Annotated in this window: 24 protein-coding genes and 1 other annotated feature; of the genes, 5 read left to right on the forward strand and 19 right to left on the reverse strand. The window is 45.7% G+C overall.

The annotated features are described in order from the left end of the window. Window positions 1–487 precede the first annotated feature (487 nt). Window positions 488–1,363, reverse strand: a complete 876-nt coding sequence (gene paaX / locus JI667_RS09095; RefSeq protein WP_206852297.1) for a phenylacetic acid degradation operon negative regulatory protein PaaX — start codon at window positions 1,361–1,363, stop codon at window positions 488–490. Between the two features lie 172 nt (window positions 1,364–1,535). On the opposite strand from paaX, the gene JI667_RS09100 reads away from it, so the two are divergent. Then, window positions 1,536–2,444 carry a hypothetical protein gene (locus JI667_RS09100; RefSeq protein ID WP_206852299.1) on the forward strand — a complete coding sequence of 303 codons (909 nt, stop codon included), beginning with the start codon at window positions 1,536–1,538 and terminating at the stop codon, window positions 2,442–2,444. A 51-nt stretch (window positions 2,445–2,495) separates the two neighbouring features. Here JI667_RS09100 and JI667_RS09105 read toward each other — a convergent pair whose 3' ends face one another. The 12 genes from JI667_RS09105 to JI667_RS09160 all read right to left on the reverse strand — a co-directional run bounded on the left by JI667_RS09105 (window position 2,496) and on the right by JI667_RS09160 (window position 12,438). Then, on the reverse strand, window positions 2,496–2,717 hold the full coding sequence (locus JI667_RS09105) for a hypothetical protein (RefSeq protein ID WP_206852301.1): 222 nt from the start codon (window positions 2,715–2,717) through the stop codon (window positions 2,496–2,498). Window positions 2,718–2,791: 74 nt separating this feature from the next. After that, the gene (locus JI667_RS09110) at window positions 2,792–3,997 is read right to left on the reverse strand and encodes a thiolase family protein (RefSeq protein ID WP_206852303.1); all 1,206 of its coding nucleotides are present in this window, start codon (window positions 3,995–3,997) and stop codon (window positions 2,792–2,794) included. Then, a complete protein-coding gene (locus JI667_RS09115; protein ID WP_206852304.1) occupies window positions 3,994–4,869 on the reverse strand; it encodes a 3-hydroxyacyl-CoA dehydrogenase in 876 nt (291 codons plus the stop codon). Before JI667_RS09115 ends, JI667_RS09110 begins: the two co-directional genes overlap by 4 nt. A 70-nt stretch (window positions 4,870–4,939) precedes the next feature. Further along, entirely contained in the window at window positions 4,940–6,457 is a 1,518-nt protein-coding gene (locus JI667_RS09120) for an aldehyde dehydrogenase family protein (protein ID WP_206852306.1), read from the reverse strand. Window positions 6,458–6,481: 24 nt separating this feature from the next. Beyond that, complete coding sequence (locus JI667_RS09125; RefSeq protein ID WP_206852308.1) at window positions 6,482–7,255, reverse strand: enoyl-CoA hydratase-related protein; 774 nt, start codon at window positions 7,253–7,255, stop codon at window positions 6,482–6,484. 12 nt (window positions 7,256–7,267) lie between these two features. Further along, on the reverse strand, window positions 7,268–8,047 hold the full coding sequence (locus JI667_RS09130) for an enoyl-CoA hydratase/isomerase family protein (RefSeq protein WP_206852310.1): 780 nt from the start codon (window positions 8,045–8,047) through the stop codon (window positions 7,268–7,270). Further along, the gene (locus JI667_RS09135; protein WP_034760972.1) at window positions 8,040–8,348 is read right to left on the reverse strand and encodes an EthD family reductase; all 309 of its coding nucleotides are present in this window, start codon (window positions 8,346–8,348) and stop codon (window positions 8,040–8,042) included. The genes JI667_RS09130 and JI667_RS09135 overlap by 8 nt, the downstream gene beginning before the upstream one ends. A 41-nt stretch (window positions 8,349–8,389) precedes the next feature. Next, window positions 8,390–8,869 (reverse strand): 1,2-phenylacetyl-CoA epoxidase subunit PaaD, encoded by a 480-nt coding sequence (paaD, locus tag JI667_RS09140; RefSeq protein WP_206852315.1) that lies wholly within the window; start codon window positions 8,867–8,869, stop codon window positions 8,390–8,392. Between the two features lie 13 nt (window positions 8,870–8,882). Further along, window positions 8,883–9,701, reverse strand: a complete 819-nt coding sequence (gene paaC, locus JI667_RS09145) for a 1,2-phenylacetyl-CoA epoxidase subunit PaaC (RefSeq protein WP_206852319.1) — start codon at window positions 9,699–9,701, stop codon at window positions 8,883–8,885. Further along, on the reverse strand, window positions 9,698–10,054 hold the full coding sequence (paaB, locus tag JI667_RS09150) for a 1,2-phenylacetyl-CoA epoxidase subunit PaaB (protein WP_206852320.1): 357 nt from the start codon (window positions 10,052–10,054) through the stop codon (window positions 9,698–9,700). Before paaB ends, paaC begins: the two co-directional genes overlap by 4 nt. Window positions 10,055–10,070: 16 nt before the next feature. After that, a complete protein-coding gene (gene paaA / locus JI667_RS09155; RefSeq protein WP_206852321.1) occupies window positions 10,071–11,039 on the reverse strand; it encodes a 1,2-phenylacetyl-CoA epoxidase subunit PaaA in 969 nt (322 codons plus the stop codon). Window positions 11,040–11,112: 73 nt separating this feature from the next. Beyond that, on the reverse strand, window positions 11,113–12,438 hold the full coding sequence (locus JI667_RS09160) for a phenylacetate--CoA ligase family protein (RefSeq protein ID WP_206852325.1): 1,326 nt from the start codon (window positions 12,436–12,438) through the stop codon (window positions 11,113–11,115). A gap of 312 nt (window positions 12,439–12,750) precedes the next feature. Between JI667_RS09160 and JI667_RS09165 the strand changes: the two genes are divergently transcribed. Further along, window positions 12,751–13,659, forward strand: a complete 909-nt coding sequence (locus JI667_RS09165; RefSeq protein WP_206852326.1) for a DUF899 family protein — start codon at window positions 12,751–12,753, stop codon at window positions 13,657–13,659. 45 nt (window positions 13,660–13,704) lie between these two features. Here JI667_RS09165 and JI667_RS09170 read toward each other — a convergent pair whose 3' ends face one another. Both JI667_RS09170 and JI667_RS09175 read right to left on the reverse strand, forming a co-directional pair. After that, window positions 13,705–15,303, reverse strand: coding sequence for an MDR family MFS transporter (locus JI667_RS09170; protein ID WP_206852327.1), 1,599 nt, complete (start codon window positions 15,301–15,303; stop codon window positions 13,705–13,707). 12 nt (window positions 15,304–15,315) lie between these two features. Beyond that, window positions 15,316–15,771: a MarR family winged helix-turn-helix transcriptional regulator gene (locus JI667_RS09175; RefSeq protein ID WP_244668265.1), complete on the reverse strand. Its 456-nt coding sequence runs from the start codon at window positions 15,769–15,771 to the stop codon at window positions 15,316–15,318. A gap of 249 nt (window positions 15,772–16,020) precedes the next feature. On the opposite strand from JI667_RS09175, the gene JI667_RS09180 reads away from it, so the two are divergent. Next, window positions 16,021–16,863 (forward strand): YitT family protein, encoded by an 843-nt coding sequence (locus JI667_RS09180; protein ID WP_244668266.1) that lies wholly within the window; start codon window positions 16,021–16,023, stop codon window positions 16,861–16,863. Between the two features lie 111 nt (window positions 16,864–16,974). After that, window positions 16,975–17,664 carry a GntR family transcriptional regulator gene (locus JI667_RS09185; RefSeq protein ID WP_206852328.1) on the forward strand — a complete coding sequence of 230 codons (690 nt, stop codon included), beginning with the start codon at window positions 16,975–16,977 and terminating at the stop codon, window positions 17,662–17,664. 482 nt (window positions 17,665–18,146) lie between these two features. On the opposite strand, the gene JI667_RS09190 is transcribed toward JI667_RS09185, so the two are convergent. The 3 genes from JI667_RS09190 to JI667_RS09200 form a co-directional block, all read right to left on the reverse strand. Next, window positions 18,147–19,703 (reverse strand): ABC-F family ATP-binding cassette domain-containing protein, encoded by a 1,557-nt coding sequence (locus tag JI667_RS09190; protein WP_206852329.1) that lies wholly within the window; start codon window positions 19,701–19,703, stop codon window positions 18,147–18,149. A 94-nt stretch (window positions 19,704–19,797) separates the two neighbouring features. Further along, window positions 19,798–20,913, reverse strand: coding sequence for an NAD(P)/FAD-dependent oxidoreductase (locus tag JI667_RS09195; RefSeq protein ID WP_206852330.1), 1,116 nt, complete (start codon window positions 20,911–20,913; stop codon window positions 19,798–19,800). A gap of 33 nt (window positions 20,914–20,946) precedes the next feature. Next, window positions 20,947–21,084, reverse strand: coding sequence for a hypothetical protein (locus tag JI667_RS09200; RefSeq protein ID WP_206852331.1), 138 nt, complete (start codon window positions 21,082–21,084; stop codon window positions 20,947–20,949). 76 nt (window positions 21,085–21,160) lie between these two features. After that, window positions 21,161–21,370: a binding site (T-box leader), on the forward strand. A gap of 75 nt (window positions 21,371–21,445) precedes the next feature. Here JI667_RS09200 and JI667_RS09205 point away from each other — a divergent pair. After that, complete coding sequence (locus JI667_RS09205) at window positions 21,446–22,789, forward strand: sodium-dependent transporter (protein WP_206852333.1); 1,344 nt, start codon at window positions 21,446–21,448, stop codon at window positions 22,787–22,789. Between the two features lie 65 nt (window positions 22,790–22,854). On the opposite strand, the gene JI667_RS09210 is transcribed toward JI667_RS09205, so the two are convergent. Further along, a complete protein-coding gene (locus JI667_RS09210) occupies window positions 22,855–23,373 on the reverse strand; it encodes a superoxide dismutase family protein (RefSeq protein WP_206852335.1) in 519 nt (172 codons plus the stop codon). Window positions 23,374–23,614 lie beyond the last annotated feature (241 nt).

The following is a 23,614-nucleotide window of genomic DNA, read 5'->3' on the forward strand; positions in this document are numbered from 1 at the left end:
GAGGAAAACTCGCCGCAGTAAATTGGGCGAGTTTTTTTAGGATTATACTTGCGATACGTTCTTTTAACTAAGATGTCTTGCCTTTTTAGGAGAACCAGCAAAAGGAAAATAAGCGGAGATTTTCCGGTTCTTTTCAGAATGGAAGATTATTTGAGGTAAATAAGCGGAGGTTTTCCGCTTATGCATAGATAAATCAACCATTTTTATATTCTCCGGGTCAATAGGCGGAATCTTTCCGTCTATTTCATCCTTTTTTACTCGTCATGACGAATTAAGCGGAATTTTTCCGTCTATTTATCAGCTGGGTGAAAAACCTAAATTCTCCAACGATAAATGCGTCTTCTCTTGAACCTACCTAGGCGCTGTAATCTTCAGCTTTTTATTCACAAGCTTATATAAATCAATAAAATCAAAACGGCTTTGCCAATCACAGAAGTTTTCCCCTCTTGTGTCTATTAATAAAAATGCAATCGTCAGGTGATATCAATCAATCCAGCAATAACGGATGAGTCATCACATTATAGCTCCGGTCCTTGTTTTTGAGTTCGTTGCCGTCTTCGAATACACTTTCGAAGAATCGGGATGCCGGTTCTGCAAGCTCTTTGTAGTAATCAGCGAATAGATTGGCTGCGTGTGCTCCCATCCATTTTTCCGGGAGAAGCTCTTCCGGCAGACCCGGATCGACGAAAAGGAATTTCCGGTATTCGTGGACGAGCTTTGTTCTTTCCACGAAGCATTCGGCATCACTCATTTGCCCTTTCCCGATTTTGCTCTTATCAATCATATATTGCTGACTGTAGTGAGAGATGAATTCCTGATAACGGTCATTGATCTCGTTCAGATCCCAGCTCTTTTCAATCAACCGCTGATTTTCATTGGGGCCTTTATATTCCGCGATGAAGAAATCGACGTATTCTTTAATATTATATTTGCCAATCAGGGACTGCACTTGCTTCTCCAGGTTGTTAGGGGAAATCCATGTACTCGTAGAGAGGGTTCCGAATCCGCTCCATACGAGTTCCTTTCTCAGCTCATCCCTTATGCTCCTGATTTCTTCGGGAATTGAATACATCAGGATCCTCCATTTACCGTCCCATTGCTCAGGCTTCAGCTTGAAAATCCTGTTTGCCGCTTCTTCCATTCGGATCTCACCGCGTTCGGTCAAGGAGTAGTAGCTTTTGTTCCCCTGTTTCTCCGCCTGGACCCAGCCCTGTTTATTCATCCGGGAAATCGCGGCACGGACGGCTTGATCGTTATGACCAAACTCATTCAGGAGCCGAATCAAACTCCCGATCCAAATTTTATTGCCGTAATGTCGTATATAATCTCCATATAGTGTAAAGATCATTGATCTTGTATTCATGGCTGCCTCTCCTTCTGTTCTATCGCGTTCTTTTTATAACGTTAATTTTACGATTAGTTAATATAATATCACAACCACTCTGTGAAAATAAATGAATATTCTTATTACAGCGTGAAAGGCATCCACAAATGGTTTAAAATGGGACATAAGAAATCAACGGAAGGAGTACCACATGGACTTACAGAAATATCAATCGACTGACAACAGAGTGGTCAAGAAAACGTGGTGGTCGGAAGAAGGATACGTTCAGGAAATCTACCATAAATCAGATAAGAAATGTGAAGAACATCTGATTCCCTTTGAAAATATGGAAGAAGTTCTGATCGGCCACTCCCTGATTCCACTCCCGAATCCTGATAGGTTGCGGTCTTCACCCGATATCTATAGAATCGCTGCCCAACTGGTCATACGGTACACTGGAAGGGAAGAGGAGAGTGACTATCTCTTATTTTTATCGGAGACAAAGGAAGATCTGGCAAATTGGCTGCAGCGAATACAGAAAATGAATGCACCCGCCTTTGTAACGGTATGGGACCTTTATCAAGTCCCTCAAGTAGACTATCGTTCCCATTATGAAACGATTGAGAAAGAGCCTTATATGGACGAGACACAGTTACCGAACGTCTTTGATACGACAAACGATCATCGGGAACACCCTGTTTGGCAACCACCCTCTTTTCATAAGAGACAGGAGAATAAACGAACCATTCGGAGTGGACGGATAAAGAAACTGACATTCTTTTTATTTCTCTGTCATTTCTTCGTTGCTTTATTCTGGGTGCCCTTTTGGAGTCTTGATGGAGAAGGTTCTTTCTCTTACATTACGACCCTTTACTTTTCAATCATCCCCCTGATATATATGTTTGGCAGTTATGTGTGGGATACTACCCCTGTCTACCGTTCACTAGTGGATACATTCCTCTTAGGATTACCTTGGTTCGGTGGATTGCTGTGCGCAAGGCTATATACACCTGTACCGAATGACATGTTCTTCGCTCTTTATGGAAACGTCATGACATTCGCCGTCCTCCCTGAACGGATTATTCTTTCTCAGCAGGATTCCGATTGCAAAAAAGAATAAAAGATCGGTGATACATTAAATAAATCAGGCTCTTCTATAAGAGCCTGATTCTCAATGATACACCCTCAACATCTCCAGCATCTTCACAAAATCATATGTGTTCACAACCTTTTCCTTGGACCAGTTCGCCTCGATCCAATTCACAAGCTCCTCCTGGCTATTGAATACTTCCCCGCTTGTGTCGGCTTTTCTGATCATAAATCGGCCGTTATCCTCATCTGCGACGACAAGACACGGGATCTCACTTTCGACTGTCCTGATTTCAAATTCCATCTTTATCACCTCACGTCTATCCTTTCTAAAAAAGAAACGTCTTAATCACAAAAAGCCCTGCAATAACAGGGCATTTACGATTCTATGTTTTCAACCAGTGTCGCAATCCCCTGGCCCACTCCGATACACATGGTAGAGAGACCGTAGCGAACTTTCCTTTTCTTCATTTCATAGAGAAGGGTGGTAAGGATGCGGGCTCCGCTGGCTCCGAGTGGATGACCGAAAGCGATGGCCCCTCCATTGACGTTGACGATTTCTTCGTTCATCCCAAGCTCACGGATACAGGCAAGAGATTGTGCAGCAAAGGCTTCGTTCAATTCGACTAAGCCGATCTGATCAAGTGCGAGGCCTGAACGTTTCAGGACCTTCTGTGTAGCATAAATCGGACCCAGTCCCATGACAGATGGTTCAAGGCCGGCAGTGGCAGACGTCACATAGCGGGCAAGGGCGGTGACGCCTAGTTCTTCCGCTTTCTCCCTGCTCATAAGTAACAGGGCCGCTGCTCCGTCATTGACGCCTGAAGCATTACCCGCTGTGACGGTTCCCCCTTGAAATAATGGCTTTAATTTTTGCAGCTTTTCACTATTGGTTTCTGGCCTTGGGTGTTCATCCATCATAAAGGTAGAGACATTGCCTTTACGATCCTTCAATTCCACCGGGACGATCTCTTCTTTAAAACGCTCTTCATCCATGGCACGTTTCGCTTTCATTTGGCTCCAATAAGCAAAATGATCCTGCTCTTCCCGTGATATGCGGAACTGTTTCGCCACATTTTCAGCCGTTTCCGGCATGGAGTCGGTCCCGTATTTATCCTTCAGACGGGAATTGACGAAGCGCCAGCCAATCGTCGTATCGAACATTTCCATATTTCCTCTTGGGAAATCCTTTGAAGGCTTCGCCATGACGTACGGTGCACGCGTCATGCTTTCGGTTCCACCTGCAATGAAGACCTCTCCTTCTCCTGCTAAAATGGCCCTTGCTGCATAGTTTACAGCGTCCAGTCCCGAGCCGCACAGACGATTGATGGTCGTCGCACCGACTTCGACAGGAAGACCCGCAAGGAGAGTCGACATCCGTGCGACATTGCGGTTATCCTCCCCCGCACCGTTTGCATTTCCAAGGACTACTTCTTCAATGGTATCTACCGGGACGAGAGGATTTCGTTCCACCAGGGCTTTTATGACATGAGCACCCAGGTCATCTGGACGCACTTCCTTTAATGACCCTTTATATCTTCCGATCGGAGTCCGGACGGCATCGACAATGACAACCTCTCTCATGATTGATGCTCCTTTTCCTTCGTTTCTGAATAATCATAGACCCCTTTGCCTGATTTTCTTCCCAGGCGTCCGGCTTTTACGTATTTCTCTAACAGTGGGGCAGGACGATATTTCTCCCCGAGCTTTTCGTGAAGATACTTTAAATTATTCAATCGTGTATCCAAGCCGACTAGATCACCGAGTTCAAACGGGCCCATTGGATAGTTCAGGCCGAGCTTGATGGCTTTATCGATTTCTTCAGGAGATCCTAGTCCTTCCTGGAGCATATAGAAGGCTTCATTCCCAACGAGGGCCGATATTCTGCTCGTGACAAAACCCGGGAATTCATTAATGACCACCGTTTCTTTCCCCATCATGCGGGCTACCCCCTCGATGACCTCCGTCGTTTCATCGCTTGTTTCCAATCCTTTCACGATTTCAACAAGGGGCATCTTATGTACAGGATTGAAAAAGTGCATGGCAATCACTTTGTCTGGTCGTTTTGTAAAGGAGCCGATTTCAGTCGGACTCATGGTAGAAGTATTCGTAGCCAAATAGCAATGTTCCGGGGCATGAGCATCCAGCACCTCGAATACGCCACGCTTGATGTCTGTTTTTTCCGGAACGGCTTCGATGACCACATCGGCATCCCTTACGGCAATGGACAGATTCGTTGAATAGCTCATCAACTCTTTTGCTTCTACATACTCCTGCTGACTGAGCTTGTTCCGTTCGACTCCTTTTTGGAAAATGAGCTCAATCTCATTTCCCGCATGATCCAACTGTTCTTGTTTGATATCAACCAGTGTCGTACGGAAGCCTCCTGTAGCACTTACATAGGCGATCCCTCTTCCCATTACACCGGAGCCTACTACCACGATATGCTGTGTCATGTCTGGTTTCCCCTTTCTCGCAATAAGGGGTTGACCCTGATTGGGCAACCCCTTGCTTGATGATGATTTCTTACACGCCAAATGGATTTAACGGACGGTTTCCGAAGTACGAAATGATACTCTTCGTTTCTGTATACAGATCCAGCGTCTCCACGCAGAGCTCCCGGCCGAATCCGGATTGCTTGTAGCCCCCGAACGGAGTACCAGGGAAAGCAGAGAACGGACAGTTCACCATGACGATTCCAGCCTGGATCGCTTTCGATACTCTTGTTGCACGTCCATGGTTTTGAGTCCAAACGGCAGATCCCAGTCCATATTCGCTGTCGTTTGCCAGTTTGATTGCTTCTTTTTCATCTTTGAACTTCATTACGACCACGACCGGTCCGAAGATCTCTTCTTTCACAACCTTCATATCATGATTTACATCGGTGATGATGGTTGGCTCATACCAGTAGCCATTTTCGAATCCTTCCACTTTGGCAGGACTTCCTCCGGCTAAGATCGTTGCTCCTTCTTCTTTGGCAGATTGAACATATCCATCGATCGTATCCAGCTGACCCTGGTTGATGATGGCCCCGATGTGAGTGCCTTTATCATGTGGGTCGGCAAGTTTCAGCTTCTTCGTCTTCTCAACGAACTTTTCCATGAACTCGTCGTAAATATCTTCATGCACATATAACCTTGAACGGGCTTCACAGGATTGACCCGTATTATAAAAGATTCCGAATAGGGATCCATCCACAGCTGCATCCACATCAGCATCATCAAATACGATATTAGGAGATTTCCCCCCTAATTCGAGTGTGACTCTTTTTAACGTTTGAGACGCTTTTTCCATAATGTTTTTACCAATAGGAGTGGAACCAGTGAAGGCCACCTTATCCACCTTTTCATGCTCCACTAAGTAATTACCGACAGAAGAACCTGCACCCGGGATAATGTTGACGACCCCTTCAGGGACTCCGGCTTCAATGCAGATTTCACCTAATACAATAGCTGTAAGTGGTGTAAGGGTTGCTGGCTTTACCACAACCGAACATCCTGCTGCAATCGCTGGAGCTATCTTCCACGCTGCCATCATAAGTGGATAATTCCACGGGATGATCTGGGCACATACTCCGACTGGTTCTTTCTCTGCAACATTCGTGAATTGACCCGGTACGTTATTGACCGTCCCACGGTGACCTACGATTGCACCTGCATAGAATTCAAAGTCTTCGATTGCCTGCATGACTTGACCCTGTGCCGCGGATAGCGATTTTCCGCTGTCCATGATTTCAAGGGAAACAAGCTCATTGAAACGGGATCTCATAATGCCTGCAATTTTGTTAAGGACCCGTGAACGCTTATTGATCGGGAACTTCTTCCACTTACCATGATCGAATGCATTTCTGGCTGATTCAACGGCTTTTTCAGCATCTTCCACTGATGCAAGAGAAACGGTGGCAATGGCTTCACCTGTTGCCGGGTTGTACGTCGTGAACGTATCTCCCGACGTGCTTTCCATACGTTGACCATTGATCACCAATGAATAATGCTCTCTTTTCATTTCAAGGACTTCAAAGCTTTGCTCTTTTACTGTAGACATAACTCCATCTCCTTTTTGATTGAATTATTTTCCGTGAAAGGCTGGTCTTCTCTTCTCCATAAAGGCTGTCACACCTTCGCGATGATCCTCTGTCAGGCCTGCGACCCGCTGGGCACAGGCTTCTTTTTCTAAGTATTCATTGAAGGGGAGATCTCTGCTTCCCTTTAATAAGCGCTTCATCAAACCGATTGCCTTGGTCGGCATGGAGGCGATCCTTTCGGCAAAGGCTGCCGTCTCTTCCTGCCACTCGTCAAGTGAGATGATTTTCGTGACAAGGCCCAATCTTTCTGCTTCATCCGCTTTTATTTTTTCTCCAAACACGGCCAGCTCCAATGCCTTTGCGTATCCAACTATTTGAGATAAGTAATACAGATTCCCTGAATCAGGGACCAATCCCACATGGACAAATGCCTGCACGAAACTTGCTCTCTCTGATATCAACCTGAAATCACAAGCCAGTGCCAGACTGAATCCCGCGCCTGCCGCAACTCCATTGACCGCGGCGATCACCGGTTTCTCGCATTGCTCAATTTCTTTCACCATCGGTCCGTAGTTATTTCGGAGTACTTCACCGTGATCCATGCTTTCATCCACTTCACTCAGATCCTGTCCCGAGCAAAAGGCCCTGCCTTCCCCCGTGATGACGATGGCCCGAACCTCTTCATTTCGCGAAGACTCTTTTACCGCCTTATGAATTTCGTGATTCAGTTGACGGATGAATGCGTTCAGCTTATCGGGACGATTCAGGGTAATCCAGGCTACGTTATTTTTCACTTCATACTTAATCGTTTCGAACATGCTGCAGCCTCCTTATTTTCCTTTGAAATCAGGTTTGCGTTTTTCCACGAAAGCCTTCATGCCTTCTTTCTGATCTTCAGAGGCAAAAAGAAGATAAAAATTCTTACGCTCATATTGCATTCCTTCATAAATTGAGGAATCCACGGCTTTATGGACAGACTCCTTGATCAGGCGAAGGGAAAGTGGTGGTTTTGCAGCTAATTTCCTCGCAAATCTCTCGGTTTCTTCTATTAATAATTCTTTCGGAACCGTCCGGTTGATGATTCCCCATTGGAGTGCTTGAGTCGCTGTGAACATGTCTCCTGATAATAGCCATTCCATGGCACGGGATTTCCCCATCAGCTTCGTCAGCCTCTGTGTTCCCCCTGCTCCGGGCATGACCCCGAGATTCACTTCCGGAAAACCGAAACTCGCATCCTCAGCAGCAAATAATAAATCACAGCAAAGAGCAAGCTCGAATCCCCCGCCAAGGGCAAACCCCTGTACCGCACCGATGATCGGTTTCTTGATCCAGGCAAGGCGGTCCCATTCGGTGAACTGATTCAATAACTCCAAATCGATTGCTCCGTCCTCTGCCATCTCGTCGATGTCAGCCCCTGCAGCAAACGCTCTTCCTTTACCGGATAACACCATCACTTTCACACGGTCATTCCGGTCAAATGCCTCGATAGCATGAACGATCTCAGATACCATGGGACGATTGATGGCGTTCAGGACATTCGGTCTGTTCAATTCAATGAAGCCAAGTCCGTCCCTCTCGCTCACCACAATATATTCGTACTCTTTACTCATTCACTTCTTCGCCGATCATGAGGGTGACAAGATCTGCGGCAAAGCCCATAAGGTCCTTCCCGGAAGCTTTTCCTTCATCGGATTTCATGGCTGCCTTCAGTGCTTCATGGCTCTCGTAATACATTTCACACATTAAATAATATTTGCCTTCACCGCCCATAGGTGAACCGACGATTCGTGTGACATCCATCTTCTTCAGTCCAGGGATCTTCGCCGTGATCGGACCGTGTGTATTGAAGTAATGCTCATCAAATTTCTCTTTGTTTTCAGGGTGTTTGTATAATGCAATCAGTTTTACCATAATGGAATCTCTCCTTTGATTTTCAGTAGTTTAATAGTTTTTCACATCATCGTGGATATAGGTTTCATGGCTTCGAACGGGTTCCGGCACTGTTTGCAGTAGAGGATGCTCCTGCAGGCGGTGGGCCCGAACAGGTTCTCCATGGATGTATAGGGGGAATCACAGTAAGGGCAGTGAATCTCCCAATCTTCTTCCCCTGTAAAATGTTCTGGCGGCGGCGCAATGCCGAATTCCTTCAGCCGCTCCCGTCCATTCACCGTCAGTCGGTCCGACGTCCATGGCGGAGAATAGACGAACTCCACCTGTACGGATCGGACGTCCAGTTGTTCCCTGCACGCCCTCTCCACATTGCCTTTAATGATGTCCAGTGCAGGACAGCCTACAAAAGTCGGAAGAAGCTCGATCACAAGATTTCCTTCCTGTTGATCGACGCGATTGACCATTCCGAGATCAACAATGCTGATGGAATCGATTTCAGGATCTTTCACTGTTTGAAGAACATCTAAAACGGTTGCAGTCATTTTCCTTCATCCTTTACCAGCTTGCAGCCGGGTTTGTTTGATAGACTTCGCTTAAGGTCGACAGTGCCGAGTCCAGTTCAGGGGTGTGTTCACCTAAGCGTCCATTCCCCTTTTTCATGCCTGCCATCGGTGGAAAGGAAAGTTGACAGGACTGGAAGACCGGCTCGAGCGCTATCTCCCAACGTTTTGTTAAACTTTCTTCCCCTTCGATCAAAGCCATTTGGGACATTTCTTTCCCTCTTGGCCCCAGGGTCAGGACTCCCGCGAATTCTTCCAGCACTCTTTCCATTGCCATATTCATACGCTCCCTTGCTTCCCCGCCTGCATTCATCAACTGAATGAACCAGGTTTTCCAGTGAAGCAGGTGATAGTACAATTCTGTATTAATCTTGACGGCCATCTCGGCAAGTGGTTCATAGGAAGAATTCTTAAGCGCATCGATCCGCACTTTTTTCGCTACACTGTAAAAATAATGCCTTACCACAGCAAAGGCCCAATCATAGCGTGGTTCCTCCATGTAGTTTCCTGGTCCGTTCACTTCTTCAAGGAGAATGGCATTTCTTCTTTCTGCCGCTGTCCGACCATGGGCGAGATGGTCCTGATCGCCTTCTCCCAACTCTTCAAGAAGCTGATAAAACATGGTCGCATGCCCCATTGTGTCCTGGTTGATGGAAGAAAACGCAACATCTTCCTCGATATGGGGAGCGAGCCCCAGCCATTCAGATCCCCGGTATGCGAGGATAAAATCGTCATCAGCCAGCTGATAAAGTAACCTCAAAAGGGCTTCCTTGTAGTCTGCATTCGGAATGTCCTGTGGACGTTTCACGTTCATTTCTTCTTCACCAACTCTCCCCATGACATGATTTCTTTCTCATCAAGCATTTCCTGTTCGTACTGTCTCCACTTCTTTTTCAAATAGCCGTAGCCCTTGGCGTTACGGTAATCTTTATTATCAAGACGGGAGACGCTCTCTCTTTCTTCGGGCGTCATCATCCGGACATCCGACCGTTTCACTACCCATATATCCGAAACAGGCTCTCTTCGCATGAAATTCTCCTGGGCCATGACCATGGCTAGTTCATGATTGGGCGCAAGCAGACTGAACTGATGCTGCATCTGGGCCCCGTCCGTCCTTTTACTAAACACTTCAAATTCCTGATAAAAATTCTGCCCCTTATCTGACATCCTGTCTCATTCCCTTCTAACTTACTTGGTCACCAGGGCTTAATGCTTCCCGGACCCATGCATTGTTATCATAGGATAACTCCCTCAAACGGAGGCGGTCCTTCGATTTTGGCCCGTTATTGCGGATGATTTCCTTGAAGCGGCTCCAGTCGGGCTGCTTGTAGATCCATACATCCTTTTCTTCATCGAAGTACATCGTTTCATCCGGAAGGGTGAGCCCCAACGAAAGCATTCTCGGAACATATTTCGTGAAGAAGTCCTGCCGCAACTGTTCATTTGTTTTCGTCCGGATGTTGTATTTGATGGTGATATCCTGCTTTGAAGAACCAGTCGTCTTCGCATCACCCGGTCCAAAGAACATGAGGAGCGACTCCCACCAGCGATCCACCGCGTCCTGGACCAATGCCTGCTGGTCCGGGGTTCCTTCTGCGAGGGCCATGATGATCGCCTCGCCATGCTGAGCGTGGAATACTTCTTCCGCGCAAATCCGTTTCAAGGCACGCGCATATGGCCCATACGAAGCATGAAGCATATTCGTTTGTGTAATGATCGCTGCGCCATCCACAAGCCAGCCAATCAATCCCGCGTCTCCCCAGGTCGGTGCCTCCATATGAAAGACGTTATGAAACTTCAAATCTCCGGAAAATAAATCCCTCATGATATGCTCTCTCGTTTTCCCATAAGGCTTCATCAGATCTTCCGCTACACGAAGTAGCAGCTGTCCGTGGCCCATCTCATCCTGTACCTTTGCCATGATCCCCAGTTTCCTTCTGAGGGTCGGTGCTTTCGGGACCCACTCCTTCTCAGGAAGTGCCCCCATGATTTCACTGATCCCGTGCATGGATATCAGCTTGATCAGCGCATTCCGGTATTCATCCGGCATCCAATCATCGGCCTCTATCTTTTCGTCATTTTCGATCTTTTTCATAAAATGAGCCATACGCTCATCTTCCGTCAATGGTTGATTTGTCAATACGTCACTCATTGCAGGCCCTCCTTCATCACACCATTACCACGTTATACTGAAATCGTGTGATAGATATTTTCATCAAAAAAATTTATTGAAGCATAGCTTCTCCCCTAAGATCGACAATCCGGATGGCTTTACCTTTCGAGCGGGGTATTTCCCTGGGAGCTCTCACTTTGACATCCATGGAAACATAGCAACGATCTTTCATCAGGCTCTTCACTTTTCTTTCCAGTTCACTTAGACGGTTATGGTGTAAGTCGTTCGACACCCCATTAAAACATTCATCCGTCACCTCGACCTGCAGCTCCACCAAATCCAGTGCCCCTTTTTTCTTTAAGTGAACTTGATAATGTGGTGCGAGTTCATTAATCTGAAGCAGAAAGTGCTCCATTTCGGATGGAAACACGTTCACGCCCCTGATGATGAGCATATCATCGACTCTTCCTTTCACCCTGGACATCTTCACCGTTGTTCGTCCACATGAGCATGTTCCATGCTGAATTGAAGCGATATCCCCGGTTCTATACCGGATGATCGGAAAGGCTTCCTTCGTTAAGCTCGTAAACACAAGCTCCCCGATTTCCCCTTCCGGCAGGGTCTCTAATGTATCAGGGTTAATGACTTCAACGAGGAAATGATCCTCTGCAATATGAAGTCCGTCCCTTGCTTCATGACATTCCATGGCAACCCCGGGTCCGATGACTTCACTTAACCCGTAAATGTCGCATGCTTTAATATCCATCTTCCGCTCCAGCGTCTTCCTCATTGAATCCGACCATGGCTCAGCCCCGAAGATTCCATATTTTACAGAAAGGGAAGCCGGATCCTTTCCTTGTGCCTCCATTGATTCGGCTAGATTGAGAACGTAAGAAGGCGTACCGCAGATGATGGACGGCTTGAAGTCTTCCAATAATGTGATCTGCCTGGACATGTTCCCTCCTGACACCGGAACCGTGATCATCCCGAGCTTCTCACTTCCATAATGAAGGCCCAGTCCGCCGGTAAATAAACCATATCCATATGCGTTATGCAGGACATCCCCCGGTTTCCCGCCTGCCATGCTGATTGCCCGTGCCACAATTCCGCCCCACATCTCAATATCATTCTGGGTATAGCCTACGACTGTAGGTTTCCCGCTCGTACCGCTTGAAGCATGGACCCTTACCATTTCCTCACGCTCTACGGCAAACAGTCCGAACGGGTAATGATCACGAAGGTCTTTCTTAATTGTAAGCGGTAACATTTTTAAGTCTGCCAAAGACTTTATATCTTCAGGCTTGATGCCCCTTCTCTCAAACTGCTCCCGGTAAAAGGGAACTTTCTCATAAACGACTGAAGCAACATGTTGCAGTCTCTCAAGTTGAAGGCGCTCCATTTGCGATCGACTGGCAGTTTCAATCTCATGCAAAATCAATGTATCGGCCTCCCTGTCATGATTTAAAAATATATTTATATAACGTTAATAATTCGTTTACTTAAATATGTGTTATATTGAACTACTCAAAAGATAACGTGTCTGCTGAAGATTGTCAATATATTTTCAGAAAATTTAATTAAAGTATCTTTTATGTCATAAGGGACCCGACTGTAGTAGTAATGGAGAAATTCAGAGCTGGAGTGCAACATCATGAACAGCCGCAATTCTCCTCCCCATTTTTAAAAAGAAGGACATCTCACACCAATACAGAAATCTTACATAGGACAAGTTCTAAAGGGAGGCCATAAAATGACCACATTTGAAGGAACAAAGGAAATTAAGGCATTAGAGTTGGAAATCATGGAAAAGAAAAGGCAGCTTGCACAGCTACGCAAAGAACAAGCGCCACAAAAGGTTGAAAACTACTTCTTTTTAACAACAGATCAACAAACCGTTACACTGGAGGAGCTTTTCAAGGACAAGGATGAGCTTATCATCATCCATAATATGGGGAGGAATTGTCGCTATTGTTCCATGTGGGGGGATGGCTTTAATGGGGTGTATCATCATTTGTTAAGCCGTTGTGAACTTGTTCTATCCTCTCCAGACGACCCGGACGTTCAAGAAGACTTTGCAGCTTCAAAAGGGTGGTCCTTTCCACTTGTATCATCGAAAGAAAACACTTTTTCACAAGATCTCGGGTTTAAAAACGAGAAAACCTCCATGCCTGGCGTATCCACTTTCAAAAAAAGTGAAGAAGGGATGATTTATCATTGCAGCTCTGCTTACTTCGGGCCCGGAGACGAATATTGCGTCATTTATTCTTTACTGGATTTATTACATGCTCCATCAGAAGATTTTGTCCCTCAGTTGAAGCATCATTATCGTTCGCCCTTTCAGCTCACCCATAATGTTGCAGTTGGAGTGAAGCATTACAATGAAGCAATCCAATTTTACACGAATATCATTGGAATGAAGGTTGAAAGGCAGGGACAAAAGGAAACAAAGTTCTCGATGAATGGTCGGAATTTCTTCATTGAAGATAGTGATCATAACTCCGTGCATTTCGAGTTCGCTGTGGATGATTTTGAAAGAAGTAAGCAAAAGCTCCTGGACAGCGGTTGCAGGGTGAATCACGTCTATCATTCGAAAAGTGAAATGATATCTGATCCGTTTGCATTGAAGTTTCATTTGTATGAGATCCGTAAAACCAATTAAATAAAAAGCCTGCCATGAATTTCTCCAAGGCAGGCTCTTTCCCTATTATTCAGTAGCCGGTTTAAGGATTGTCTCTTCCTTTTCCGCTTGTTCCTGTAATTCTTTATCCCGTTTAATCTTCCCGTTCCCAACCGACAGGGCCACTCCCACGCCGATGGCAATGAAAATCAGGCCTGTTAAGAAGACGGTGGTGAATGCATCGGACCAGGCGGTTTCAATTGAAGCAATCACGATGCTTCCGATTTCTTTCGGTACTTCCAGTAATCCCGGGGTCACGAGGAGTCCGAATAGTGCATCCGTTTTTTCGCTTAACCCGCTAAGAATCTGACTGGCAGCAGGATTATCCTGCTGTGCCCCTACATCTTTCATGTTCTCCTGAAGAGATTGATTCATCACAGCATTTAGTACCGTGATCCCAATCGTCCCCCCGATGGAACGGAAGAACGTTGCGGAGGATGTGACGGCTCCCAGTCTCGATTTAGGAAATTCGTTTTGAACTGCGATCATAAGGGTCGGCATGACAAGCCCCATTCCGAATCCCATCACGATCATGTACATATACGCTGTATATTCCTTCGATTCAGGACCCATCGTGCTCATCAAGAAGAAGCCAACCACGGTGATCAGCATACCGGCCGTCAGCACGGTACGGTATCGCAGCCTTAATAATAATCTACCGCCGATGATACTTGCCGCGATCAACGCGATCATCATCGGTGTCATGGTGGACCCTGCTTGAGTCGGTGTGACCCCGAGGATCCCCTGCATGAACATCGGTACAAACATGATCGCTCCGAACATTCCTAATCCGAGAAGAAATCCAAGGGCATTTGTGGTGGCAAACACCCGATTTTTAAACAGGCTTAAATCAAGGATCGGTTCCTTCGCTTTGTTTTCAATGAATCCAAAGACCAGAAGCAAGACGATGGATCCGCCAAAGAGCATGAAGCTCGTTCCTGACACCCACTCGAATTTATCCCCACCGAAATTCAGTCCAAGCAATAAGAGGACCAATGCAGGGATCAGGGTAATGATTCCCAGGTAATCAATGCTTACCTTATCCGTCGGGCGACCGACATTCTCATATTTCAGGCCGACGAATAATAGAAGGGCTGATAATAAGCCAAACGGTACGTTAATCAAGAATATCCAGTGCCAGCTGATCGTATCGACGATGAAGCCTCCGATGAATGGACCGATCACAGAGCTCAGACCGAATAAAGCACCAAATACTCCCTGCCATTTCGCCCGTTGTTCAGCCGTGAAGATATCTCCGATGATGGTTTGGGATAATGGCATGATCATCCCTCCACCAATTCCTTGAAGACCACGGTATAACACAAGTTGCTCCATGGAAGTGGCCGTGGCACATAAGCCTGACCCGATGATAAAGATGATGACCCCGATTAAATATAATAATCTTCGGCCGTATAAATCCGATAACTTTCCAACGATCGGTGTCACCGTTGTGGAAGTGATCAGATAAGCCGTGGTTACCCACGCAAAGATGGAAAAGCCGTTCAGTTCGGCGATGATCGTCGGCATCGCGGTCCCGACCACCGTTTGTTCAAGGGCACTAAAGAACATCCCGATGATCAGACCGGTCAAAACTAATCGTTTATTTATCCCTGGTTGTACTGACATATGTTTCTCTCCTTATTCTTCTGTATCATTCTCAACGGCTGCAGCCAACTTTTCATAGATGGTGACAAGTTGTTCCACATCTTCTTCTTCAAGATAGGACAGGTATTGGGAGAAGATTCCCCTCCTTACCTTTTTCGCCATCTCGAAAACCTCTCGCCCGCCTGTCGTAAGCTGTAACTTTACAATCCGGCGGTCGTTTTCGTCTCTATGCCTCGATACAAAATCGTTCTTCAGCAATCGATCGATCATGACCGTGATCGCACTGGGCTTAACATCTAACTTCTCCGCAAGTTCTGTGGATTTCATATCTTCTGAAGTCGACAAAAGATACAGGATGAAAAACTGAGGACCTGTTAAATTCATCTCTTTCAATGCAAGTGACATTTCCTGCTGAATATGACGATTCGCTACGTGAAATGCTGTTAACAAACGATCTATATATGATTGCTGGATTTGGTCCGGGTACAAGTTCACCCTCCATTTCTATTCATCCATTTAATATTTAACCTATTTAAATATTAATCACCTTATGTAAAAAAGTCAATCAATTTTTCTCCCCTATTTTCGAGACTGAAAATGTCAGAAAACAGGCATTATAAAAACTTTTATGCGTAAATGCTTACATAAGAATTTATCATTTACATGGGGTTATACACTCTTTATAATCGGGTTGATTGTTTTTCAAATTACCGTTACTTAAAAGGAGCGTGCTCCATTATGAAACAAGTTCAATCTTTATTGAACCTATCTCTTGGTGCGTTTTTAATCGCATTGAATATACACTTTTTCCTTTCCCCCAATAAAGTGGGGACAGGCGGGACGAGTGGAGCCGGCATCGTGCTTGCTCAATTTGTGGACCTGCCTGTCGGCGTCATCATGTTTACACTGGATATGTTATTATTCATTCTCGGCTTGATATTGATCGGTCCGGGTTTTGGACTGAAATCGGTTTTCGCCAGTCTTTCCCTCAGTGGAATGGTTTGGGGATTAGAGGTATTCCATCCTCTTCAGAACCCGATCGGACATGACATCCTGATCCAAATTGTCATAGGGACCCTGATCGGAGCTATCGGAGTCGCCATGATATTTAATCAGGGTGCTTCCGCCGGAGGTACAGGAGTACTGGCAAAAATCATCCACAAATTTACCGGACTTGAACTGGGACGTGCCGTTCTTGCTTCGGATGTTCTGATTGTCCTTGCGTCTGCCTGGTTTTTCGGACTGCAGGTCGGACTTTATGCATTCTTTGGTTTGTTGCTCAAGGGAATGATGATAGACCGGACCCTTCAATTTTTCAATGAAAGCAAAGAAGTCGTCATCATCAGCGAACATAGTGAAGATATCAAGGGGTTTATCGTTGGAGATTTGGAAAGGGGAGCCACCGTACATTCAGCCAAGGGAGCCTTTTCCGATGACCAGAAAGAAGTCATCACGACCATTGTAGGACGCAAGGACTTCTCCAAGTTGAAATCATATATCCAATCGACCGATGAGAAAGCTTTCATTACGGTTCACAGCATGAACGAAATCTGGGGAAATAACTTTAAATCATTCGCTTAAATGGCTGGTTCGTAAGTCAGGTGTCTTTGGATAGAAGGCACCTGATTTTGGTTCGGTCTCTTTTTCATATATGATAGGAAAAGGAAATATTCGATTGAATGGATGATGACCGTGAAGAAAAGACAGACCACAGAACTAAAAGTGTATAGCCATCTGAAGGACGCATTATTGGCGAGGAAAATCGCACCCGGCACACAGCTGGTGGAGCAAATCATCTCTCAGAAGATGGCTGTAAGCAGGACCCCTATCCGCCATGCGTTGAAACGGCTGGAAGCAGAAGGCCTGGTTCAGCTCATCCCAAACCGAGGCGCATTCGTCGTCCACCCTACCAGGGAAGAGATCATTTCTTTTTTTGAACTAAGGAAAGAAATCGAATGTCTAACTGTAAAGTACGGCTTGCCTAAAGTTAGAAAATCCGATATGTCCAAGCTTTATTCGTTTCTTGAAGAGGAACAGGAAACGTATACACAAAAGGACCTGTTAAAATACGTCGAGCTTAATAAGCAATTTCATTTGTTCCTGGCAGAAATAAGCGGGAATAAATTCCTGATTCGCTATATGGATGAAATGCTTACCCAATCCAATGTATATTTGTTTTTATTTGATGTGTTTTATCATGTAGAGCCGGGAGAAAACGTCCGTTTCCGTGAACATGAGGAAATGGTGAAGGCCATTGAAAACAAGGATCAGCAGACACTCCTTGAACTGATCGACCTTCATATGAAGCACAGCTTCGATGATCTCCGGTTAGAGGAGAATGGGTATTCTTCGTTGGAGTCCGTATTGGAAGAATCATTTTAATAACATACAAAAAGGAGAATCCCGTTATTTGATAAAGGGTAAAGGGGGCCGCTTTCAGGTGTAGTTCTTCATAGAAACAGGACTGGGTGGGACAAAACTCCACATAACGGTTAGGAGATCAGGTAAAGCACCAGAGCTGGTAAATAGGCGGAAAAATTCCGCCTAAGTAGTAATGAATATATATTAACGCTGAAATAGACGGAAAGATTCCGCCTATTTACTCAAAACATACCAATATGGGTGATTTTTCTGTGCATAAGCGGAAAAATTCCGCCTATTTACTCAAAAAACAAGTTCCATTCTGAACGTAACCGGAAAATCTCCGCTTATTTTACTTTTCTTGATTTTTCTACAAAAATAACAAGACATAGAATTGCATCACAATTATTTACTTGAAGTTTTTGTATTCCTAATATAGAAACTCGCCAACATTACTACGGCGAGTTCTACTCTTTTTATTATTTGAGGGAATCAGCTTTTTATTAAAACAATTTCGTTGTCCAATCTTCACAGTTCCATACCTCTGTCGCTACATCCTGATAGAAATCAGGTTCGTGACTGATCAAAAGCACGGTACCTTTATATTCCTTCAATGCCCGCTTCAATTCTTCTTTCGCCTCGACGTCCAAGTGGTTCGTCGGTTCATCGAATACAAGGACATTCGATTCTTTGTTCATCAGCTTGCATAGGCGTACCTTGGCTTTCTCCCCACCGCTCAGCACTTCCACCTTGCTTTCGATATGCTTCGTCGTCAAACCGCATTTAGCAAGGGCTGATCGCACTTCTGCCTGGTTCATGGAAGGAAACTCATTCCACACCTCTTCGATGCACGTGTTATGGTTTTTTGATTTGATTTCCTGTTCAAAATATCCGATATGAAGATAATCACCCAGATCCACCGAACCGGAAATCGGTTTGATTTCACCTAAGATGCTCCGCAATAGAGTCGTCTTCCCGATGCCGTTGGCTCCTGATAGAGCAATCTTCTGACCACGCTCCATCTTGAGATTGAGAGGCTTTGATAACGGTTCATCATAGCCGATCACAAGATCCTTCGTTTCAAAGATGACCCTGCCGGCGGTTCTCGCTAGTTTAAAGTTGAATTCCGGCTTCGGCTTTTCTGCAGCGAGTTCAATCATATCCATCTTATCGAGCTTCTTCTGACGGGACATGGCCATGTTCCGGGTGGATACCCGTGCCTTATTGCGGGCCACGAAGTCCTTCAGCTCCGAGATTTCCTGCTGCTGCCTCTTGAATGCTGACTCCAGCTGCTGTTTCTTCATTTCATGAACTCGCTTGAATTCATGGTAATCTCCTGCATACCGATTCAGCTCTTGATTTTCCATATGATAGATCAAATTAATGACACTGTTTAAAAATGGGATATCATGTGAGATCAGGATGAATGCATTTTCATATTCCTGCAGATAGCGTCTCAACCAGTTGATATGCTGCTCATCAAGATAGTTGGTAGGCTCATCGAGTAACAGAATGTCCGGTTTTTCGAGTAATAGCTTGGCGAGCAGAACTTTCGTCCGCTGTCCCCCGCTCAGATCGTGGACATCTTTATCCAATCCGATATCATCCAACCCAAGGCCGCGGCCGATTTCTTCCACTTTGGCATCAATGATATAGAAATCATTATTCGTCAACGCATCCTGAAGGGTACCGGTTTCCTCCAGTAATTCTTCCAATTCTTCAGGAGTGGCTTCCCCCATCTTGGCAAAAAGCTCATTCATTTCTGTTTCCATATCAAACAGGTATTGGAAGGCTGTCTTCAATACGTCCCGGATTGTCATACCCTGCTTAAGCTTCGCATGCTGATCCAGGTACCCGATACGGATCCGCTTTGCCCATTCCACTTTCCCTTCATCAGGCTCAAGCTTTCCTGTAATGATATTCATAAACGTAGACTTTCCTTCTCCGTTGGCACCGATCAAGCCGATATGTTCACCCTTCAACAAACGGAAAGATACATCGTTAAAAATCGCACGGTCACCGAAACCATGTGTTAAGTTTTTGACTGTCAATAAACTCATATCGTAAACACCTTTTCTTCCTAAACTAAATTTCGCTCCCTCTATTATAAGGGTCATTCCCTATAGAAGATAGGGGGAGTGCTTTTTTCTTCTTTTACTCGATGGCCCCCGCTACATCATAGTCATCGGGATCAAGTTCTGTCGGTTCACCGAGAGCAAGTTTTGCAAGCTCCGAACCAAGATATGGCCCCACCGTTAAGCCCGATGCCCCAAGTCCATTGGCCACCCAGACACCATCCAATCCCGGCATGGCACCATAAACGGGAAGGAAACCAGGTGTGAACGGGCGAAATCCCACTCTCGTCTCAAGGAGTGCACTGTCACCAATTCCCGGTGCAATGTCCAATGCTTTATGAAGAATTTCGTGCAGTCCAAGAGCGGTTACCCGTTGATCAAAACCGGCCTCATTTTCGTGTGTGGCTCCTGCCACAACTCTTCCCTCCGGAAAGGCTAGAAGGTATTGATCATTTGGCGGCATAACGACCGGCCATCCGTCGGTCTCCTGCCCCCCTGCTTGCAGATGGAGAATCTGCGCTTTTTGGGAGGATACAAGAAAGTTGATCCCAAGAGGGTGGAAAAGCTCGTTCGCCCAGGCCCCGGCCGTCACGATCACTCCGTCCGCGCAAAGTACTTCGTCCCCTATTTTGACACCAATGATCCGATTGTCTTCGTTTAACAACGTGGCATCCCCTTCTCGTCGTGTGGCTCCGTGCTTTTCAGCCCCATTTAAAAGGGCATTCCTCATCGCTCTTCCATCCACCCTGGCTGCGCCACTGACATGAACAGACTGATACTCCTCAGAAAGTAGCGGGAAACGCTGCCTTGTTTCTTCTGCCGTCAGCACGGTGAGTTCACCTATTTCCGGTGCATCTTCCCTTCGCTTCTCCGCTCTTTCCACCATCTTATGCAGCTTCTGGTCATCCGTATGGAGACTGATGGCACCTACGCGTTTATAGCCTGTGTCTCTTTCCCCATCAGCTTCAAGCTGTTTTATGATGCTCGGATAATATCCGGCTCCACTCTTTGCCAGACGATACCACACTTTATTCCTCCGCTGAGAGAGCCATGGACAGACGATCCCTGCTGCTGCATCGGTTGCCTGCCCGGTCTCTTTGCGGTCTACAATGGTGACATCCGCTCCTGCCTTCGCAAGATGATACGCAGTTGAAGCACCCAGAATGCCGGCACCAACGATAATATATGATTTCATGCAAAACACCTTTTCACCTATTTTTCTTTCATTTTACTTCAGTGGAAGGATGAACTCAATGGAAGCAGGCTTCTGGATGGCGTGTGTGCCAGGTACAATTGGTACTTTCGGTGCCTGGTACTCTTCAAGTGTTCGGTGCCGGGCACCATTCCGCATCACCACCGACCCCATCCCAATCTCACTCCTTTTCCCGAAATAGATTGACAAGTCGTTTTGATTCATGATAAAAATTGTATAACCTAATATTGAAAAAGCTTTGAAGGAAACAAGTAGCGGACATTTCCCTGTTAAAGAGAGCCGGTGGTTGGTGTGAACCGGTACAAAAATTATGCGAATTTCGATTCCGGAGCTTCTTTTGAGGAGATCAAAAGACGGCTATGGCCGTTATGTGTGAAGAGTGATGAGAAGATATTTCTCATAACTAGGGTGGTACCGCGATATCCAAATCGTCCCTACGATATGTAGGGGCGATTTTTTTATTTGGGCGATAATCCCCTTCCTCACCTCAATAAAAACAGAAAGGAGAATGAGAATGAGTCAGCGTGAACAATGGTCATCAAAAATCGGCTTTATCTTAGCGGCAGCAGGGTCTGCCATCGGATTGGGGGCCATATGGAAATTCCCTTATATCGCCGGTGAAAATGGAGGCGGAGCATTCTTCCTGATCTTTATTCTATTTACTTTACTACTCGGTCTTCCATTACTATTAGCAGAATTCTCGATTGGACGAACATCCGGGAGCAATGCCGTGGACTCATACCGAAAGATCGCTCCCGGGACTAAATGGCACTGGGTCGGTATTCTCGGGATGATTACCTCCTTCATTCTGCTTTCTTTCTACAGTGTGATCGGTGGTTGGATCGTCGTTTATTTATTCAAAGCCGTTACTGGACAATTAAATGGACTTTCTTCAGATCAATATGCCGAAGTATTCGGGACGACGATTTCAAATCCCTTAACCAGTGTATTTGTCCAATTTCTTTTCATATTGATGACCATCATCGTCGTAGCTAAAGGGATTGAAAAAGGAATTGAGCTGGCAAGTAAAATTATGATGCCGGCATTATTTATTCTTTTCATTTTGCTTGTGATCCGCGCGGTAACCCTTGACGGGGCGGGTGAAGGAATTACATTCCTGCTTCAGCCGGACTTTTCTAAAGTGACGTCTCAGACGATTTTAGAAGCAATGGGGCAATCGTTCTTTACATTAAGTGTCGGAGTATCGGTCATGGTGACGTACAGCTCATACCTCCCAAAAAACCAGAGTCTGCCACGTTCGGCCATTTCGATTGTGGCGATGAATATCTTCATCGTATTGCTGGCCGGACTTGCGATTTTCCCTGCAGTCTTTGCTTTTGATTTAGAACCGGGTGCCGGTCCTGTGCTGCTGTTCAATGTACTGCCTACCGTGTTCAGTCAGCTTCCTTTCGGGATGCTCTTCTTCATCGCATTCCTAGTGCTGTTCTTATTCGCAGCCTTGACTTCTGCCTTTTCGATGCTTGAAATCATCGTATCCGTCATTTCAAAGGGAGACCTTGTAAAGCGGAAAAAGTGGTCGTGGATCATCGGACTTGCCATTTTCGTTTGCGGCATTCCATCGGCATTGTCTTTTGGAATTCTAGGGGACATCACGCTGTTCGACAAAACCATCTTCGACCTGGCTGATTTTGCCGTCAGTAATGTATTGCTTCCAATCGGGTCATTGCTCATCGCACTCTTCGTCCCTATGAAAATGAAGAAAACGTCACTTTATGAAGAGTTGAAGCAAGGAAGCGGGTTGAAGCGAGGATTATTTGAAACATGGTTCTTCTTGATCCGTTTTGTAGCGCCCGTATTGATTCTTTTTGTAATGCTGGATGTCTTGGGTGTATTTTAAGACCTTATTTTAAGACCTCTTCTATAAAAGGGTTGACCCGATTTATGGGTCAACCCTTTTCTTTGTTATATTCCATACCCCATGATCACTCCGCACGCAAGCCTCTTACCTGCATCACCTGAAGGCTGTGATCTGAAGTCATCCGGATTCTGATGGATAATGACTCCCTTACCGATCACGTCACCCACTTTGAATTTATTCGTAAAGAAGGACATTTTGGCATATCCATCATTGGAAAACAAAACAGGAAAATCTCCTGCATGATTGCCGTGAGGCTGGTTGTTTGGATTCCAATGTCCCCCTGCAGAAGTGAAAGGTTCTTTCGGATCCCCTATTTCACAGACTCCCTTCTCATGGAGGTGAAATCCGTGGGGTCCGATGGGTTTTTGATCGCCTTTTCCTTTTTTATAGGACGGTAAACCTGTCACCTCTGCAAATACTTCCACTCCATTTTGAACTTCCCGAAAAAAAACATACCCTTGCAGCCCCGGAGCAAGCGGGCCTCCCTGGATTTGAGCATATGCCATATTGGGAGCATTTCGATAATAGGAATAAGCCGGATAGCCGTACTGATAATAATTCATCTCGTCATCCCCCTTCCTTCATTCAATTTTATGAAGGAACCGGCGATGACATGATGAAAAAACCGGAGCATCCTTTTTAACCAAGCGTTTGTTTAACCTGGGAAACCCTTTTCTCATCAAGGGTTCGAGCCACTAATCAAACGTTTGTTTAAATTTTTTATCCCTTCAGATTGAAACCGTCCCTGATCTTTCCTTGGATCATTCCTATAGTTGTTCTCTCCCAGATCCCTATATGCATTGG

It is taken from the genome of Bacillus sp. NTK074B, from assembly GCF_017303375.1.
GTDB lineage: Bacteria > Bacillota > Bacilli > Bacillales > Bacillaceae_B > Rossellomorea.

Excerpts from the sequence above, each read along its gene's own strand:
- paaX (WP_206852297.1), bottom strand. The coding sequence starts at position 1,363 with ATGAATACAAGATCAATGATCTTTACACTATATGGAGATTATATACGA.
- JI667_RS09100 (WP_206852299.1), top strand. The coding sequence starts at position 1,536 with ATGGACTTACAGAAATATCAATCGACTGACAACAGAGTGGTCAAGAAA.
- JI667_RS09105 (WP_206852301.1), bottom strand. The coding sequence starts at position 2,717 with ATGGAATTTGAAATCAGGACAGTCGAAAGTGAGATCCCGTGTCTTGTC.
- JI667_RS09110 (WP_206852303.1), bottom strand. The coding sequence starts at position 3,997 with ATGAGAGAGGTTGTCATTGTCGATGCCGTCCGGACTCCGATCGGAAGA.
- JI667_RS09115 (WP_206852304.1), bottom strand. The coding sequence starts at position 4,869 with ATGACACAGCATATCGTGGTAGTAGGCTCCGGTGTAATGGGAAGAGGG.
- JI667_RS09120 (WP_206852306.1), bottom strand. The coding sequence starts at position 6,457 with ATGTCTACAGTAAAAGAGCAAAGCTTTGAAGTCCTTGAAATGAAAAGA.
- JI667_RS09125 (WP_206852308.1), bottom strand. The coding sequence starts at position 7,255 with ATGTTCGAAACGATTAAGTATGAAGTGAAAAATAACGTAGCCTGGATT.
- JI667_RS09130 (WP_206852310.1), bottom strand. The coding sequence starts at position 8,047 with ATGAGTAAAGAGTACGAATATATTGTGGTGAGCGAGAGGGACGGACTT.
- JI667_RS09135 (WP_034760972.1), bottom strand. The coding sequence starts at position 8,348 with ATGGTAAAACTGATTGCATTATACAAACACCCTGAAAACAAAGAGAAA.
- paaD (WP_206852315.1), bottom strand. The coding sequence starts at position 8,869 with ATGACTGCAACCGTTTTAGATGTTCTTCAAACAGTGAAAGATCCTGAA.
- paaC (WP_206852319.1), bottom strand. The coding sequence starts at position 9,701 with ATGAACGTGAAACGTCCACAGGACATTCCGAATGCAGACTACAAGGAA.
- paaB (WP_206852320.1), bottom strand. The coding sequence starts at position 10,054 with ATGTCAGATAAGGGGCAGAATTTTTATCAGGAATTTGAAGTGTTTAGT.
- paaA (WP_206852321.1), bottom strand. The coding sequence starts at position 11,039 with ATGAGTGACGTATTGACAAATCAACCATTGACGGAAGATGAGCGTATG.
- JI667_RS09165 (WP_206852326.1), top strand. The coding sequence starts at position 12,751 with ATGACCACATTTGAAGGAACAAAGGAAATTAAGGCATTAGAGTTGGAA.
- JI667_RS09170 (WP_206852327.1), bottom strand. The coding sequence starts at position 15,303 with ATGTCAGTACAACCAGGGATAAATAAACGATTAGTTTTGACCGGTCTG.
- JI667_RS09180 (WP_244668266.1), top strand. The coding sequence starts at position 16,021 with ATGAAACAAGTTCAATCTTTATTGAACCTATCTCTTGGTGCGTTTTTA.
- JI667_RS09190 (WP_206852329.1), bottom strand. The coding sequence starts at position 19,703 with ATGAGTTTATTGACAGTCAAAAACTTAACACATGGTTTCGGTGACCGT.
- JI667_RS09195 (WP_206852330.1), bottom strand. The coding sequence starts at position 20,913 with ATGAAATCATATATTATCGTTGGTGCCGGCATTCTGGGTGCTTCAACT.
- JI667_RS09200 (WP_206852331.1), bottom strand. The coding sequence starts at position 21,084 with ATGGGGTCGGTGGTGATGCGGAATGGTGCCCGGCACCGAACACTTGAA.
- JI667_RS09205 (WP_206852333.1), top strand. The coding sequence starts at position 21,446 with ATGAGTCAGCGTGAACAATGGTCATCAAAAATCGGCTTTATCTTAGCG.
- JI667_RS09210 (WP_206852335.1), bottom strand. The coding sequence starts at position 23,373 with ATGAATTATTATCAGTACGGCTATCCGGCTTATTCCTATTATCGAAAT.